The organism is Eggerthella sp. BIOML-A4, from assembly GCF_009875575.1.
Classification (GTDB): Bacteria; Actinomycetota; Coriobacteriia; order Coriobacteriales; family Eggerthellaceae; genus Eggerthella; species Eggerthella lenta.
Map to the genome: position 1 here is coordinate 1 of NZ_WWRX01000003.1, position 15104 is coordinate 15104.

The 15104-nt window shown below is 67.4% G+C and carries 14 protein-coding genes and 1 tRNA gene; 13 read left to right on the top strand and 2 right to left on the bottom strand.

Features of this window, described 5'->3' with window-relative positions:
• The 4 genes from GT613_RS15345 to GT613_RS03030 form a co-directional block, all read left to right on the top strand.
• Positions 1-216: hypothetical protein (locus GT613_RS15345; RefSeq protein WP_204986934.1), on the top strand; the 216-nt coding region annotated here is incomplete at its 5' end.
• A 136-nt stretch (positions 217-352) separates the two neighbouring features.
• On the top strand, positions 353-949 hold the full coding sequence (locus GT613_RS03020; protein ID WP_009304701.1) for a TetR family transcriptional regulator: 597 nt from the start codon (positions 353-355) through the stop codon (positions 947-949).
• Positions 950-1145: 196 nt separating this feature from the next.
• Positions 1146-1220, top strand: a tRNA-Thr gene (locus tag GT613_RS03025).
• A 429-nt stretch (positions 1221-1649) separates the two neighbouring features.
• Entirely contained in the window at positions 1650-3392 is a 1743-nt protein-coding gene (locus GT613_RS03030) for a diguanylate cyclase (RefSeq protein ID WP_114554596.1), read from the top strand.
• Here GT613_RS03030 and GT613_RS03035 read toward each other — a convergent pair.
• Positions 3364-4392, bottom strand: coding sequence for a hypothetical protein (locus GT613_RS03035; RefSeq protein WP_227791310.1), 1029 nt, complete (start codon positions 4390-4392; stop codon positions 3364-3366). The genes GT613_RS03030 and GT613_RS03035 overlap by 29 nt on opposite strands.
• A gap of 179 nt (positions 4393-4571) precedes the next feature.
• Here GT613_RS03035 and GT613_RS03040 point away from each other — a divergent pair, with 179 nt between their 5' ends.
• From GT613_RS03040 to GT613_RS03075, 8 genes are all read left to right on the top strand, one after another.
• Positions 4572-5270: a lantibiotic protection ABC transporter ATP-binding protein gene (locus GT613_RS03040; protein WP_015760428.1), complete on the top strand. Its 699-nt coding sequence runs from the start codon at positions 4572-4574 to the stop codon at positions 5268-5270.
• Entirely contained in the window at positions 5267-6043 is a 777-nt protein-coding gene (locus GT613_RS03045; protein WP_015760429.1) for a hypothetical protein, read from the top strand. The genes GT613_RS03040 and GT613_RS03045 overlap by 4 nt, the downstream gene beginning before the upstream one ends.
• Positions 6043-6930, top strand: coding sequence for a lantibiotic ABC transporter permease (locus GT613_RS03050; protein WP_161172500.1), 888 nt, complete (start codon positions 6043-6045; stop codon positions 6928-6930). Before GT613_RS03045 ends, GT613_RS03050 begins: the two co-directional genes overlap by 1 nt.
• A 68-nt stretch (positions 6931-6998) precedes the next feature.
• Positions 6999-7661: a response regulator transcription factor gene (locus GT613_RS03055; protein ID WP_114516567.1), complete on the top strand. Its 663-nt coding sequence runs from the start codon at positions 6999-7001 to the stop codon at positions 7659-7661.
• Positions 7649-9148 (top strand): HAMP domain-containing sensor histidine kinase, encoded by a 1500-nt coding sequence (locus GT613_RS03060; protein WP_114552199.1) that lies wholly within the window; start codon positions 7649-7651, stop codon positions 9146-9148. The genes GT613_RS03055 and GT613_RS03060 overlap by 13 nt, the downstream gene beginning before the upstream one ends.
• Before the next feature lie 644 nt (positions 9149-9792).
• Positions 9793-10911 carry a helix-turn-helix transcriptional regulator gene (locus tag GT613_RS03065; RefSeq protein ID WP_114516565.1) on the top strand — a complete coding sequence of 373 codons (1119 nt, stop codon included), beginning with the start codon at positions 9793-9795 and terminating at the stop codon, positions 10909-10911.
• Positions 10908-11627 carry an ABC transporter ATP-binding protein gene (locus GT613_RS03070; RefSeq protein WP_009304692.1) on the top strand — a complete coding sequence of 240 codons (720 nt, stop codon included), beginning with the start codon at positions 10908-10910 and terminating at the stop codon, positions 11625-11627. The genes GT613_RS03065 and GT613_RS03070 overlap by 4 nt, the downstream gene beginning before the upstream one ends.
• Entirely contained in the window at positions 11620-13128 is a 1509-nt protein-coding gene (locus GT613_RS03075; protein WP_114516564.1) for a hypothetical protein, read from the top strand. The genes GT613_RS03070 and GT613_RS03075 overlap by 8 nt, the downstream gene beginning before the upstream one ends.
• 132 nt (positions 13129-13260) lie before the next feature.
• Here GT613_RS03075 and GT613_RS03080 read toward each other — a convergent pair whose 3' ends face one another.
• Complete coding sequence (locus tag GT613_RS03080; protein ID WP_009608347.1) at positions 13261-14244, bottom strand: EamA family transporter; 984 nt, start codon at positions 14242-14244, stop codon at positions 13261-13263.
• A gap of 111 nt (positions 14245-14355) precedes the next feature.
• On the opposite strand from GT613_RS03080, the gene GT613_RS03085 reads away from it, so the two are divergent.
• The gene (locus tag GT613_RS03085) at positions 14356-15063 is read left to right on the top strand and encodes a B3/4 domain-containing protein (protein ID WP_009304689.1); all 708 of its coding nucleotides are present in this window, start codon (positions 14356-14358) and stop codon (positions 15061-15063) included.
• Positions 15064-15104: the final 41 nt, after the last annotated feature.

Below are 15104 nucleotides of genomic sequence, written 5' to 3' on the forward strand. Positions count from 1 at the left end.
GGATCCCAGTCGTTCCAAGAATTGACTATCTTCGCCATGACAGTCTCCTTTCTCCGGCAGCGCTTCCGGCGCCGCCTTCAAGGTCTTCGGGTGGCGTGTCCACCTCTCTGTGAAGATATTGTGATGGGCTGGGAAACGCTATTCAAAGGGCGCAGTCCGTTCGGTGTCGCGGTGCCGTTGCACAAGGTCATCCGTATGTCCGAGTTGCGGAATTAAAGAATATGATTGTCAACTATGCCGGACAATTGTGCAAGAATGTAACGTGCTGTCAGGCGTTTCGGTGCTGTATATTTAATTCGGTTGACAGGTTTCTTGCAGGTTCAAGTCGGGGTGCTCTAAGAGGAGGCTTTGTATGCTGCCGGATCTTGCTCATGGACAGGACATCTTCGGATCGCCCGAGCTGCGCACGAAGATGAAGATACTGCATGCCGTCGACAAATCGCTCGATCGCATCACGATCGCCGAGATATGCGAGAACGCGGGAATATCCCGGCAGACGTTCTACCGCCATTTTCAAAGCAAATACGACATCCCTTGGTGGCATTCCATCTTCTGCCGGCAGTTCTACCTCAACGAGATAGGGCGCACCATCGATTGGAAGACAGGGTACTATCATCATCTCCGGCTTATCGCGCAGGAGCGCGATTTCTACCGCAAGTCCATCCAGTACAGCATCAACACGCCCTTCGGCCAGACCGTTATGCCCGAGAACCGCAAGACGGTGCTGTTGGAGACGCTCGAGAAGTACCGCCATGTGACCGTGAACGACAACATGCGGTTCATCGTGGAGATATTCTCGAAGCTGGAGTGCGAGGTGCTGAACGACTGGTTCCGCTCGGATGCGCCCACCGACCTCGTGCGTTGGACCGACGATCTCGTGAGCCTCGTGCCCGACCGCCTGTACCGCGCGCTGAGGATCGACGAGCCGGGTGGAACCTCGGCTGGTTAGGGGCGCCGACGTCCTGCGGACGCAGCGGGGGAGGGCTTGGCCAGCGGGCGCGCATCATCGCTCGAAAAACACGTTTTCGGAAGCGATTCCGTGTTTTTCGAGCGATGATGCCCATCATGCTTGTGGGCGTTGCGGGAAACGCTTTTCCGGAAGCGCATGATGTCGTACAATACGCACGCACGCGATTCACGCGCACGCCAGTGTGGCGCAACGGTAGCGCAACAGTTTTGTAAACTGTGGGTTGCAGGTTCGATTCCTGTCACTGGCTCCACGGAACACCAGGCCACCGGCTCTTTCGCCGGTGGCCCTTTTCGTAGTTAGGGGTAGAACGCCCCTGACATACCTACAGGAATAAGCTGCCTACTCCAAGAACTCGCTGCGAGCCTATCCCTCGATTTTGCAAGGCGCGCGGCTGGAGCGAATTCGCGATCGTCGGCACCCCGCCGCGCGAGAAGGTCGGCGGTTTTCGGCGGTAATCGACGCGATTCCGTCGTTCGTTTGGGGCGACGCTGCTTGCGGCGGGCTTTCTCATGCTGGTTCCGGCGGCCAACGCGTAGGGTACGCGAACTGTTCGCGGGTTTCACAGAGCCTTCTGCTCGCCGGCGCGCTATACTCTTTCGAACGAAATGCGTAGGGGGACGGTGAGCAAGCCGTCTCGGCCTCCGAGGCTTTCGCTCGGGAGGCAGGCGAGAGGAGTGCGATGAACCCGCTGTTCGACGAAGCGCTGTCGTTCGTGAGCGACACGGTGCGCCGGTTTTACGCCGGAACGGGCATCGAGCAGGTGGTTGAGCGCTTTTCCGACGATCTCTCGTGGATAGGAGCGGGCGAGGTGGAATTCTCGACCAGCGCCGAAGAGATCGTGTCGTATTTGACGAAGCGCGCGCCGCTTGCGCCTCCGTGCGAGGTTTTCGACGAGGAGTTTTACCTGGTGAACGTCACGGAGTGCAGTTGCACCGTGATGGGTCGCTACAATGTGCGCACGCGCGAGGACTCGCAGCTGGTGATCGAAGAGCGCCAGCGGTGCAGCTACGAGCTGGTGGATGCGGGCGGAGAGCTCAAGATCCGCCATGTCCATGCGTCGAATCCCTATCGGGCGATGAGGGACGAGCGGTACTTCCCCTTCGAGGCCGGCAGGCAGACCTACGAGTACTTGCAGCAGCTCGTGCGCGAGAAAACGGCCACCATCGATCTGCTCACCGACAACATCACGGGCGGCCTCAAGATGAGCGAGGACGACGACGTGTACACGCTGTCCTACGTCAACGAGGGTCTGGCGCGCATGCTCGGCTACACCATCGAAGAGCTGATGGAGGTGAGCGGCGGCACGGCGGTGGGCATGGTGCATGCTCCCGATCGCGCGCAGGCGCTCGCCGATGTCGCGCGCTGCTTCGCCGAGGGGCCTACGTACGAGACGGAGTACCGCGCGCGCCGCAAGGACGGTACGCTGGCGTGGGTGCTCGATTCGGGTCGCAAAGTGCAAACCGAGGACGGTGCGGTGAAGATCGGCAGCGTGCTCATGGACATCACGTCGCGCAAGGAGGCGGAGATCGCGCTCGCGGTGGAGCGGGAGCGCTACCGCATCGCGCTGCGCAGCGTTACCGACGTGCTGTTCGAATACGATATCGAGCGCGACGTGCTGGTCGAGTACGAGCGCGCGCCCGGCGCGGACGGCAGCGCGCTTCCCGAGGAGCGTCGGATCGAGCGCTACACCGAGATGATCGCAGAAGGCGGGCGCATCCATCCCGACGACTGCGAGCGCCTGGCCGAGGCGCTGCAGGGCGGCGAGTCGGTGACGCTCGACGTGCGTCGTCTTTTCGGGGGCTCGCCGGAAGGCGACTGGCGTTGGACGCGCATGCACGCCATGATGCTGTACGACCGCAACGGAGCGCCCGTGCGCACCATCGGCAGCTGGCGAGACATCACCGCGGAGCGTCGTCAGCTTGAAGACCTCGCCGACCAGGCGCGACGCGATCCTCTGACCGGGCTGTTCAATCAGAGCGCCACCTCCGAGCTCATCGACCCGCTGTTGCGCACCGGTGCGAAACGCGGCGTGGGAGCTCTGCTCGTCATCGACATCGACGACTTCAAAGGCGTGAACGATACGTTCGGCCATCTGGCCGGCGACGAGCTGCTGTCGAACGTGGCGCGGTCGCTTGAAGAGGCGTTGGCGTCGGACGACGCCATCGTTGCGCGTATCGGCGGCGACGAGTTCGTCGCGTATCTGCCGCACGCCGATCTCGTTCAGGCGCAGCGGGCTGCTCTGCGGGTGAACGGGCAAAGATGCGAAGGCCGCGCGCTCGTCACGCTCAGCGTGGGCGGAGCGTTGGCCGGTATCGACGGAGGAACGTACGAATCGCTGTTCGACGCGGCCGACCGTGCGCTGTACGAGGCGAAGCGCAAGGGTAAGGATCGCGTCAGCTTCGCGGGCGAAGCGCGTCCTTGAACGCGGCGGCATCGTCGGGCGTGGTCTTGATCGCGCGCACGAGGCGGGGCTTTCCGGTGAGGCCGCGCACTTCGAGGGGTTCCGCCAGCTCGATCCACAACGCCTGCCCGCCCATGGCCGCCAGGTTCAGAAGCTCCCTCTTCGGGACAGCGGGATCCTGGGAACCGACGCGCGCGATGCGGTCGAGGGGGATGCGCTCGCAGACGAGCATGCCCCAGCGCGCCACCAGCTCGACATCGTCCACCAGAAGCGGGTTCAGCACGACGGCGCGGGCTTCGGCGATCATCCAGAGGATCGTGTAGAGGGAGAGTGCGGTCAACACGCATGCGGCCGCGACGCTGAACCGTGCTGCCAACAGGTGCGCGGCGACCGTCTCGACGGCGATGAGAACCAGCATGACGCCGACCGCGGCGACGTAGCCGCTTTGCCGGTGGGACGAGAACGCCCGGTAGCCGTGCGGCATGTGCGGCGCGCGGCGCCACGAAGCCGACGCGTAGTACCACATGACGCACTCGAGCGCCGCCATGCGCGCGACCCGTTCATTGCGAACGAGAGCGGAAAACGCGTCCGAGAACCAGTCGAGCGGGTTGTCCGAGGATGCTTTCGCCGTGCGGAAGCGGCGGACGAGGCGGAGGACCTCGCGCGCGGCGATGCCCAGCTCCACTCCGACGGCGCACAGGCCGAGCGGCGCCAGCAGCGACGGCTTGTCGGGCGCGGCGAACTGCAGCGACACGAGGCCGCCCAGCCAGATGACCGGCAGCACCAGCAAGGGCGACAGCCTGTAGCGTCGCACCACGAGGAGGTAGAAGACCGCCGGGACGAACACCATGAGGTCGAACGGCATCGCAAATCCCGACGCGAAGTCGAATCCGGTTGCGGGGACGGTTGCCATGCAGGCGAGGTCGATGCCGTATAGAGCAAGGCAGGCGAGCAGGGCGATCGCCATGCGCGGCAGGGCGCGGGAGGGCGGCGCGGGGGTTCCAACGGGCGCGAACGGCATGGGGCCTCCTGACGTGTGCGTGACGATGCTGCTCTTCGCATGGTAGACCATGACGCAGCGTCGGGGTCAACGGGGATACGCCGTCGGTGGCTGCGGAATCGCGGAAAACGTTTCGGTCTTTAACGAATCTTTATAAACCGGGCGCATCCTGTTCTCAGGCAAGAGAAAGGGCAGGCTCTATGGGATTCATGGTGGAAACGAACGATCTCACGAGGACGTTCAAAGGGCAGAAAGCGGTCGACCGGGTGTCGCTGCATGTGCCGGAAGGATCGGTGTACGGCCTTTTGGGGCCGAACGGCGCGGGGAAGTCGACGCTGCTCAAGATGCTGTGCGGCATGCTGCGGCCCACCTCGGGCGAGATCGCTTTCGCGGGTCGTCCGTGGACGCGCGACGACTTGAACGATATCGGGGCGCTCATCGAGTCGCCCCCGCTGTACGACAACTTGACGGCGCGGGAGAACCTGCGCGTGCGCACGTCGCTTCTGGGCGTTCCCGAAAGCCGTATCGACGAGGCGCTGGCCACGGTGGGACTTCCCGAAACGGGCAGGAAGCGCGCGGGCCAGTTCTCGATGGGCATGAAGCAGCGTCTGGGGATCGCGCTCGCGTTGGTGGGTCATCCGAGGCTGCTGATCCTGGACGAGCCGACCAACGGCCTTGATCCGGTGGGCATTCAAGAGCTGCGTGCCCTCGTCCGCTCGTTTCCGGAGCACGGCATCACGGTGGTGCTGTCGAGCCATATCCTGAACGAGGTGGAGCATATGGCCGATCTTGTGGGGATCATCGTGGAGGGCCGTCTGGCCTACGAGGCTCCACTCGGCGAGGGCGTCGATTTGGAGCGTTTGTTCATGGACGTGTGCCTGGGGAAGGCGGTGGCATGATGGAGGCGCGGACGAGGCCGTTCTTCTCGGTGTTCAGAGCGGAGGTGCTGAAGGGCCGCCGCGGGGCGCCGCGCAAGGTGGCGCTGATCGCGCCGTTGCCGTTCTGCGCGCTGGGCGTGCTGTCCTCGGGCGTCATTCCTGGCACGGGCGCGACCGGGGGTGTCGCAACGTATTTGTGGAACTTCTGGTACGTGCTCATGATGCCCGTCGCCATCGCGCTCATCTGCGTCTCGGTGGCGAACATCGACGCTCGGCAGAAGCTGCGTTCGGTGCTGGCGCTGCCGTTTCCCCCGGCGCGCACGTGGTGGGCGAAGGTGTGCTACGCGCTGGCGCTGGCGTTCGCTGCGAACCTCGCGGTGCTGGTCTGTTCGACGGCGCTTGGAGCGATGGGCGTTGATGCCCCCGGTTTTGCCGAGGGGCTGGCCGCGGCGACCATCTTGACGGTTGCGAGTTCGTGGATGGTTCCTGCGGCGCTGGCGCTGACCGTGCGGTTCGGGACGCTTGCGGGCATCGCAATTCCGGTGCTGTTGCAGCTGGGCGCGGGTATCGCGCTGTACTCGTCGGCGGCGTGGTTCGCGTTCCCGCCGGCGACGACGCTCTGCGCCGTGTCGCCGCTTCTGGGCGTGGCGCCGTCCGGCGTGCCCTTGGAGGCGGGCGAGGCGCTGGGCGCGTTCGGTTGGGAGGCCGTGGTCGGCATCGTCGTGGCCGCGGTGCTGTTCGCCGTGCTGGCATGGGCTGGGGCGACGTGGTTCTCGAAGCGTGAGGCTGCTTGATGGCCGGGGCGGAGGCGCGCGCGAAGGCGCGCGAGGCCGGGACGCGAACTTGCGAGGCGGAGCCCGGTCGGGCGCGCGTGACGTTTCGGCGCGCGCTGCGCTCGGAGGCGGTTAGGATGCGCCACTCGCCGCTTGTGGTGCTGCATGTGGCGCTGGCTGTCGCGCTCGGCGCGCTGGCGGGTGCGTACTTCGCGTTCTCGGCATGGGATTCCCTGCTGGGAACCGACGCGTTCTTCCAGCTGCTCGGCGCGGGCGCGCCGCTTCTGGCGGGCATATCCTGCGGCTTGGCGGCGGATGCCGAGCAGCGGGCGGGCGAGGGCGCGAACGTGCTGGGCGTGTCGTCGAGGCGCGGCGCGCTGGCGGCGAAATTGGCGGCGCTGTTGGCGCTGTGCCTGATGGCTGCCGCTATCGCAGCCGCATTGTTCTGCGGCGCGCTGGCGCTGGCGGGCCGTTCGCTTCCCGATACGGCTGCGGTGGCGCTTGCGACGGCGGGCATCGCGTTGGGCAGTTTGTGCTCGTACGCCATCCTGTGGTGCGTCGCGCTGCGCTTCGGTCGCAACGCCTCCATCGGGATGGGGACGCTCGGTTTCATCGCGGCGCTGACGCTGATGGGAGGGCTGGCGAACGGCTTGGTCACCGGCACGTTCAGCGGAGCGTTCAGCATTGGGGCGGCCGCGTTCGTGCCGTTCGCGTGGCCCTCGCGTCTGGCTTCGCTTCCCTTGGAGCTGTCCATCGCCGCGGGCATGGGGGCGCAGGCGCAGGTCGAGGCCCTGGCCGCGGCGTACGCGACCGTGACGTGCGCATGCACGGCTATCACGGCGGTCGTGCTGGCGGTGGCGCTGGCGGCCGCGAACCGCTTCGAGAACCCGCGTCGCAGCGGCGAATAGGAACGGATGACCTGAAGGAACGGGGCCGATGCCTCGTGCTACACTCGTGCGAGACGGAAGGAGGAACGATGGCCTGCATACTCGCGGTCGACGACGACGAGGCGATCCGCAACCTGCTGGGACGCGTGCTGGGCAAGGACGGGCACGACGTGCGCTGCGCCGCATGCGCCGAGGAGGCGCTGGCGCTGAAGCTCGACCGCTACGATCTGGTGCTGCTGGACGTGATGATGCCGGGGACGGACGGGTTCGAGCTGTGCCGCGCCATCCGCGGCTCGGTGGACGCGCCCATCGTGTTCCTCACGGCGAGAAGCTCCGAGGACGATGCCGTGTACGGCCTGGGCCTGGGGGCGGACGACTACCTGCGCAAGCCCTTCGGCGCGGCCGAGCTGCGCGCGAAGGTGGCGGCGCACCTGCGGCGGGAGCGGCGCGAGCGCAAGCACGCGCTGTCGTTCGGCGCGCTGCGGCTCGACCTCGCGTCGCGCGAGGCGTACGTGGGCGAGGCCGCCGTGCCGCTGACGAAGACCGAGTTCGACGTGTGCGAGTTCCTGGCGCGCCATCCCGGTCAGGTGTTCTCGCGCGACCAGATCGTGGAGAACGTGTTGGGATGGGACGCGGAAAGCGCCGCGTCGACGATATCGGTGCATGTGGCGAACGCGCGCGCGAAACTGAAGGTGGCGGGCGCCGAGCCCATCGACACGGTGTGGGGAGTGGGGTACAAATGGACGGCGTGAAGCGGGACGTGCGGGCGCATGGAGCGCGCGGCGCGAGCCGCGGCCGCGGGCGCAGGTTTCCCTTGGGCGCGCTCATCCTGCGCTACTTCGCCTACGTGCTGGCCGCGCTGCTGGCGCTTGCGCTGGTTGCGTACGCAGCGTTCGGCGTGCTCGTCGGAAGCGGGACGGTGCTTCTGGCGAACTACGGCGATACGGCCCTGGACGAGACGTCGGCGCAGCTCGCCGCGCTGCCCTCCGCCGATGCCGACGCGATCGACGCCGCCGTGCCCTCGGCGTACAGGTGGGCGCTGTTCTCGCCGGACGGCGCGTATGCGGCCGGCGACGTTGCCGCGGGTGCGGTCGACGATGCCCGCGCGGCCGCGTTCGACGGCCTGGCCATCGATTACGAGACGTTCGGCATGACGCGGTACGAGCCGGTGACCTTGGCCGACGGCTCGGTATGCGTGCTCGTGTACCAGTATCTGCCGCAGTTCGCCTCGAAGGATCTGCGCGACGCGCTGCCGAACCCGCAGAACCTGCTGCTGGGCGCGCTCGCCGTGCTGTCGGTGCTGACGCTGGTGGGCATCGCCGCGCGCGCCGCACGGGTGATCTCGCGCAAGATGGAGCCGCTCGCGGACGCCGTGCGGCGCATCGAGGAGCGCGACCTCGACTTCGAGGTTGCCTCGTCGCGCGTGCGCGAGATCGACGACGTGCTGGCCGCGATGGACGACATGCGCGCCTCGCTCAAGGACTCGCTGGAGGCGCAGTGGCGGGGCGAGCAGGCGCAGCGCGAGCAGATCGCCGCGCTCGCGCACGATTTGAAGACGCCGCTCACCGTGGTGCGCGGCAACGTCGACCTGCTGTTGGAAGGCGAGCTCTCGGGCGAGCAGCGCGCGTGCGCGGCCGACGTCGCCGAGGGCGCGCGCCAGATGGGAACGTACGTGTCCGCGCTCATCGACGCGTCGCTGGGCGCGGGCGCATCGTTCGCGCCCAGGGAGGCGCGGCTGCGGCCGCTGCTCGAGCGCTTGCGAGCGCAGGTCGAGGCGCTGGCGGCGGCGAGCGGCGTGCGCGTCGTTTGGAGCGAGGGCGCGGACCTGCCCGAGACGATGCTGCTGGACGAGGCGCTGGTGGAGCGGGCGGTGGCGAACGTGGCGGCGAACGCCGTCGAGCACGCTCCGGCCGGGTCGTCGGTTGCGGTGGACGTGCGGGCAGACGTCGCCGCCGGCTGCTTGGCGCTGAGCGTGGCCGACGAGGGCCCGGGTTTCTCGCCGGAGGCTCTGAGCCGCGGCTGCGAGCGCTTCTACCAGGGCGATGCCGCACGCGCGACGCGCGGCCACAGCGGCCTCGGGCTCCACGTTGCCGCCGAGGCAGCCGCGCGCCATGGCGGCTCGGTGGAATTGGCCAACCGCAGCGCCGCCGAGGGCGGCGGCGCGCGGGTGGCGCTGCGGTTGCCGCTGGGCCATGCGGCGCCGCAGGAGCCGGTCGGGCCGACGGGCTACGCGGAGTAGAGCCCGTCCTTGTTGAAGCGGTACCACGACTCGACGGCCTCCTCGGGCTTCCTTGCGGGCAGCGCGTCGGACTGGAAATGGCGAAAAACTATCGAATTCGGAAGAGGTCGCGCATTTCGTGAGGGGCGGCCTCGCTCTGTCGGAAAAGCCTCCTTCTATGAGCAGGCGTTATGGAGAAGAGGGTTTTTCGGCGCCCCGCAGGTTGGCTCGCAGGGTTCCGAATTCGATGCTTTTTCGCCATCGCGTGCGCTGCTGGATGCTCGGGCGCGCTGGCGCTCGGCTAGTCGGCGGGCTCGACCTTCCGTGCACGGTTTTCTACGAAACGCCGTAAGCTTCCTTTCGCGTGCCTTCCGCATTCTTCCGGTTGCGAACGTTTCCCCAGGTCGCGTTTGCCGTGTCGCTCCGCGCATCTTCAGCTCTCGCGAAAACGCAACATTTCGTTCGAAACCGTGCACGAGCCGGGAGAACGGATTCTTCCGATCGGGCGCCGAGGGCCGAGGGCGGGGACAAGGCTCGGAGGAGGGTCTTTCGCACTCGCTCGGTTGACGCGCGCCCGGGAAAGTCAACCGATGCTCGCTTGCGTCAACCGCTCGCGTTCCCCATACTGTAGGGCAGGGCGCGCCGAGCGGGAGAAGGAGCCTTGCATGCACGACATTAACTTGGGAGCCGCCATCGCGCGCGAGCGCCGTGCGGCGCAGGTGACGCAAGGCGAGCTGGCCGCGCACCTGGGCGTGACGAAGGCGGCCGTGTCGAAGTGGGAGCTGGAGCAAAGCATGCCCGACGTGGCTCTGCTGCCGCGCATCGCCGCCTACTTCGACCTCACGCTGGACGAGCTGTTCGACTATCGGCCGCAGCTGGTGGGCGACGATCTGCAAGACGCCTACCTGAGGCTGCTCGCGCAGTTCGACGAAGATCCCGAAGCCGCTTTCGCGAACGCCGAGGACCTCGTCCGTTCGCACTACTCCTGCTGGCCCGCGCTGCAGCAGATGGGCATGCTCTACGTGCAGCGCGCAACCCTCGACCCCGACCGCGCCGAAGCTTTGGCCGCACGCGCCGCAGAGCTGTTCGAGCGCGTCGAGCGGCATGCCGACGATGTGGAGCTTGTGCGCGCCGCGCGGATGATGCGCGCTTCCGTCATGAGCGTGCAGGGTGACTTGGACGGATGCATCGCCCTGTTCGAAAGCCTCAAGCCCGACAGGACGGCGGCGAACATCGATCTCATGCTGGCCAGCATGTACCAGCAGAGAGGCGACCTTGACGCCGGCTTGAAGCTGTTCCAGGAATCGATGGGCTGGTGCGTGATGAACGCCATAAGCTGCGTCTCGGCGCAGATCCCGCTGTACGCCGACGACGCCGAGCACCTGGAGGCGCTCCTGCGGGCCGGCGAAGGCGTGCTTTCCGGGTTCGATTTGCAGAACCAGAGCCCGATGACGGTGCTCACGTTCTGCACGAACGCATCTTCCGCGTGTTTGCAGGCGGGCGACGAGGATCGAGCCGCGAGCTATCTCGAGCGCTTTACGTCTTTGCTGGAGGAGCTTGACGCGCGCACGCTGGTGTACGGCCGGAACCAGAGCGCGCTGTACGATCGGGCGCCCGAGCTTTGGAGCGTCGATCCCGGCCAGGAGCATATCGCGGAAACCCGGTTCGGCGCGATCGACTTCAGGCGGCAGTGCGCGCAGATGGTGGCAGCGCAGCCCGTCTGGGCCGAACGTGCCGGCGATTCGCGTTTCAAGCCGCTGTTCGACCGACTGGAGGCCCTATGAGCGAAGCGGACGTGCTGTATGTGGAGGACTTGGCCTATCGCTATGGCAAGACGGAAGTGTTCGCCGGCGCGTCGCTTTCGTTGCGGGCGGGCGAGGTCGCGTTTCTCACCGGGCCGAACGGGGCGGGTAAGTCGACGCTTCTGCGCTGCCTGGCCGGCTGGGACGCGCCTGCCGAGGGGCGGGTGGAGCTGTGCGGAAGGCGCTTCGACGGCGCGGATCGCGCGCAGCGAAGCCTGCTGGCCTTCGTGCCCGACGTCCCCTCGTTCTACGACGACCTTACAGCGGGCGAGCATATCCGCTTCGTGCGGCAGGCGAACCGTATGAGCGCCGACGACGACCCGTCGGAGCGGCTCATGGCTCTCTTCGGCCTCGACGGCCATCGCGACCAGCTGCCCTCGGCATACTCGCGCGGCATGCGTCAGAAACTGGCGCTCGTGCTGGCCTTCGCCCGCGCGCCGCGCTTGCTGCTGCTCGACGAACCGTACGGGCCGCTCGACCCGGACGCCTCCGGGGTGTTGAGCGGGCTTATCGAGGAAGCGCGCAGCGCCGGCGCGGCCGTGCTGGCCAGTTGCCATCATGACGTGCCCAACCTGCGGCCGGACGCGCTGCTGCGTCTGGAAGACGGCCGCCTCGCCGTGCTCGATGCGCGTGACGGAGGCGAAGGACGCATGGTGCGGAACGCGTTCGGCGCGAGCTTCGGAGGCGACGATGCATGACGTTCGCCTGCTGCTGTGGCTGAGAGCGCGCCATGCGCGCTCGGCTCTGAACCGAACCTTGCACCTCGTGGGCGCCGGCGTCGACGACGGCGGCTGGGGAGAGCGCGCTTACCAGCTGTACGCGGTGGGCATCATGCTCGTGTGGGCCGCGCTCATGGCCGCAGCGCTCGTCGATGCGATCCAGGGGGTCTTCGTCGGCCTCGCCGCCGCCGTATGCTCGCTCGCGGTTCAGGGGGCGCTGCTCGCGGTGGCGCTCGTCCTGCTGCGCGTCGGCATCGCGGGCGCGCGCACGACGCCGTTGAAGCTGTCGCATCCCGACATAGCCTATCTGGCGGCCAGCGCGGTGAGCGCGCGGGCGCTCGCGGGCGTGTCGGCCGGAGTGCAAGCTTTCGCAGGCGCGGCTGCCGGGGCGGCGCTAGGGTTTCTGCTGGGCGTGGGGTTGGAGAGCGCGTCCGTACTCGCGGGCGCGCCGGCCGCGGTGGCGCTCGCAGGTGCGGCGCTGGCTGCGGCTGCGGTTGCGCTCGGCTGGGTCGTAGGTTTCGTCCGGCTGGCAAGCGATGGCTGGAGCGGATGGCACACGGCTGCGGCCGCATTCGTTCTCGTGGCGTTTGCCGTTTCCTGGTGCGGCGTCGCGCTGGCTGCGGGCGCCGATGCGCTGTTGGCTCCTGCGACGTTCGCGGTTCTTTCCGTGGGCGGATTCCTCGTCCTCGCCGTCGCGGCGATCGCCCTCGCCCTGCTTGCGCCGCGCGTGGATATGACGCGCGTTATCGACGAGAACTCCCTGCATGCCGATCTCTGCCGGTTCGGCATGCTGTCGCCCCTCGACCGCAACGACATCGCCGAATACCAGCGTCGCCGCAAGCTGGCCGACCGTCCCGTGCGGTTCTCCCTGCCGCGCGGGGAGGGCCGCCTCGCCCTCGTGCAGCGCGCCGCGCTGTCGCATGCGCGCCAGTACGACGGCCTTGCGAGCCTCGTGATGCAAGGGGCGTTCGTCGTGCCGCTCGGGGTGCTCGCGCTCCTCGGCGCGGGCGGCCCCGTGCTGTTCGTGTTCTGGCTTCCGGTGGCCGTTCTCATGCCGCAGGGCGTGCGCGAGGCCACGCGGGCGTTTCGGGACGACGCGCGCAATCGCCTCGTGCGCGACCGTCTGCCGTTCGGCGTGCTCGAACTGCTGGCATTCGACACGCTGCCCGCGTTCGCCGCCACGACCTTGCTCGCGTGCGGCGCCGTGGCCGCGACGCTTCCCGGCGGCACGTCGCTTCCTCTCGCGCTTGCGCTTGCGGTGCTGGTCGGCGCCGCATCGCTGCTCTGCTGCGGCCTCGATGCCGTGCGTCTGTTCCCGGGCGGCCCGCGTTTGTGCTACGAGTACGGCGCGCTTGCGCTGGTGGGCGTGGGATTCGCGCTTTCGCTGTTCGCGTCGGCGGCCGTCGCGGCGATGGGTATGGCGCTCTTTGCCGCGGCGGTTGCCCTCGTCGTGCGTTTCGGTTCGGAATGCGTGCGCTGAGCGCGTCCCCGTCCTGGATGGGATTCCGTATACGACCCCTAAGCGCAGGCGAGCGGCGGCGCGCTGCGAGCTCGAGTTCGGCCGACGACGACCCTCCGAGCCGTTCGCGCGCGCCGAGGTCGTCGAGCGCGATCAGCGGCGGGGCGCTTCTCGCCCAACGCGCCGCGCGGCCGCCGCGAGGCGCCGGGCGCGGCACCCGGCGCCTCGCCCTTCGCCGATGTCCGACCTGCGCCCTAAGTGGGGCAGCTGCGAGATAACGATGCCGGCCAGGATGGCAACGACGCCGGCGACCTGGAGCGCTTCAACCGGCTCGCCCAGCACGAGCGTCGACAGGGCGATGCCGCAGGGAAGCTCGGAGGATGCCATGATGGCAGCCAGCCCCGGTGTCAGGTGCGGCGTGGCGATGCCGAACAGCGCTACCGGCACGAACAGCGCGCATAGTCCCAGAACGAGGCCGAACTTCCAGATGCCGTCCTGCAGAACGCCGCTTGCGAAGTAGTCGGGGCACAGCGCGAAGCCCAGCGCGCACGCGCCTAGGCACACGACGAGCCCGCGCTGAACGGACGGCATGCCGCGCCCGACGCGGCTCGAGAAGAACATGAAGAAGGTGCAGCTGACGGCCGAGAGCAGCCCGCATGCGATGCCGACGGGGTCAAGAGCGCCCACCGATTCGGAGAACATGCCGCTGGCCATGAGCGTTCCGCCCAGGATAACAGCCGCCGCTGCCGCCTCGGCCGCACGCGGGCGTCTGCGCATGACCACCAGCTGGACGACGATGCCCATCCAGGTGAACTGGAAAAGCAGCGTGATGGCTACCGAAACAGGCAGCAGGGTGAGCGCGTAGTTGTACAGCACGGTGCCGATGCACGTGTTCAGTCCCAGAGCCAAAAGAGCTATCGTCTGTTTGAGGGAAAGCGGGACCAGACGCTTGCCGCGCGCTCGCTGCACGAGCAGCGCGACTGCGAACAAAAGCGCTGCGAACAATGCCTGGCTCGCTACCACCTGGGTCCAGGTGAAGCCTGCGGCGTACGTTATCTTCACCGTGGTCGCTTGGGCGCCGTAGCTGGCTCCGGCCAAGAATACGATACCGGAGTATCTCAAGGTGTTCTTTTCCATGAGGCCATTCTAACGTACGGCGAGACCTTTCAAATGCTCGATGCCTCGCACGTCGTCGGGTACAATGAAACGCGGACTAGAAGGAGCAGGGAAGACGAAGGAGAGCGAATCATGGCATCGTTTGCAATCGAACCGGCGTTTTGGGAGCTGTTCCCCCAGGCGGAGATCGGCATCGTGGTGGCTCGGGGCATCGACAACGCGCACGAGTCGAGCGAGGACGTGAAGGCGGCGCTGGTCGAGGCGAACAAAGCGGCGCTCGCCCACGTGCCCGATCCCACCATCAGCAAGAACCCCGCAGTGGCGGTGTGGCGCGAGGCGTTCCAGCAGTTCAAGACGAAGAAGGGCGCGCGCTCGTCCATCGAGGCGCTTCTGAAGCGCGCGAGCGGCGGCCGAGAAGTGGGCTCCATCAATCCGCTCGTGGACATCTACAATACCGTGTCGCTGACGTACGCGCTGCCGTGCGGCGGCGAGGACATCGACACGTTCGCCGGCGACCTGCGCCTCACGGTGACACAGGGCGGCGACGCGTTCCGCGCGCTGGGCGACGAGGCCGATTCCGAGACGCTGCCGGGCGAGGTGTGCTACCTCGACGACGCCGGCGCGGTGTGCCGTTGCTGGAACTGGCGCGACGGCGTGCGCACCATGCTCACCGAGAGCACGACGAACGCGTTCCTCATCCTGGAATCCGTCGACCCGGCGCGCCACGACGACCTCGCAGCGGCCCTCGACGATCTTGCCGCTCGTACCAAAGCGGCCCTCGGCGGCGAGATGGAATCCCATATCGTGACAAAGGGCAGCCCGGCGATCGCCCTGTCGTAAGCGCGCTCACCGCTTCCGTGCAACCCTGCGGTTCTGCCGCC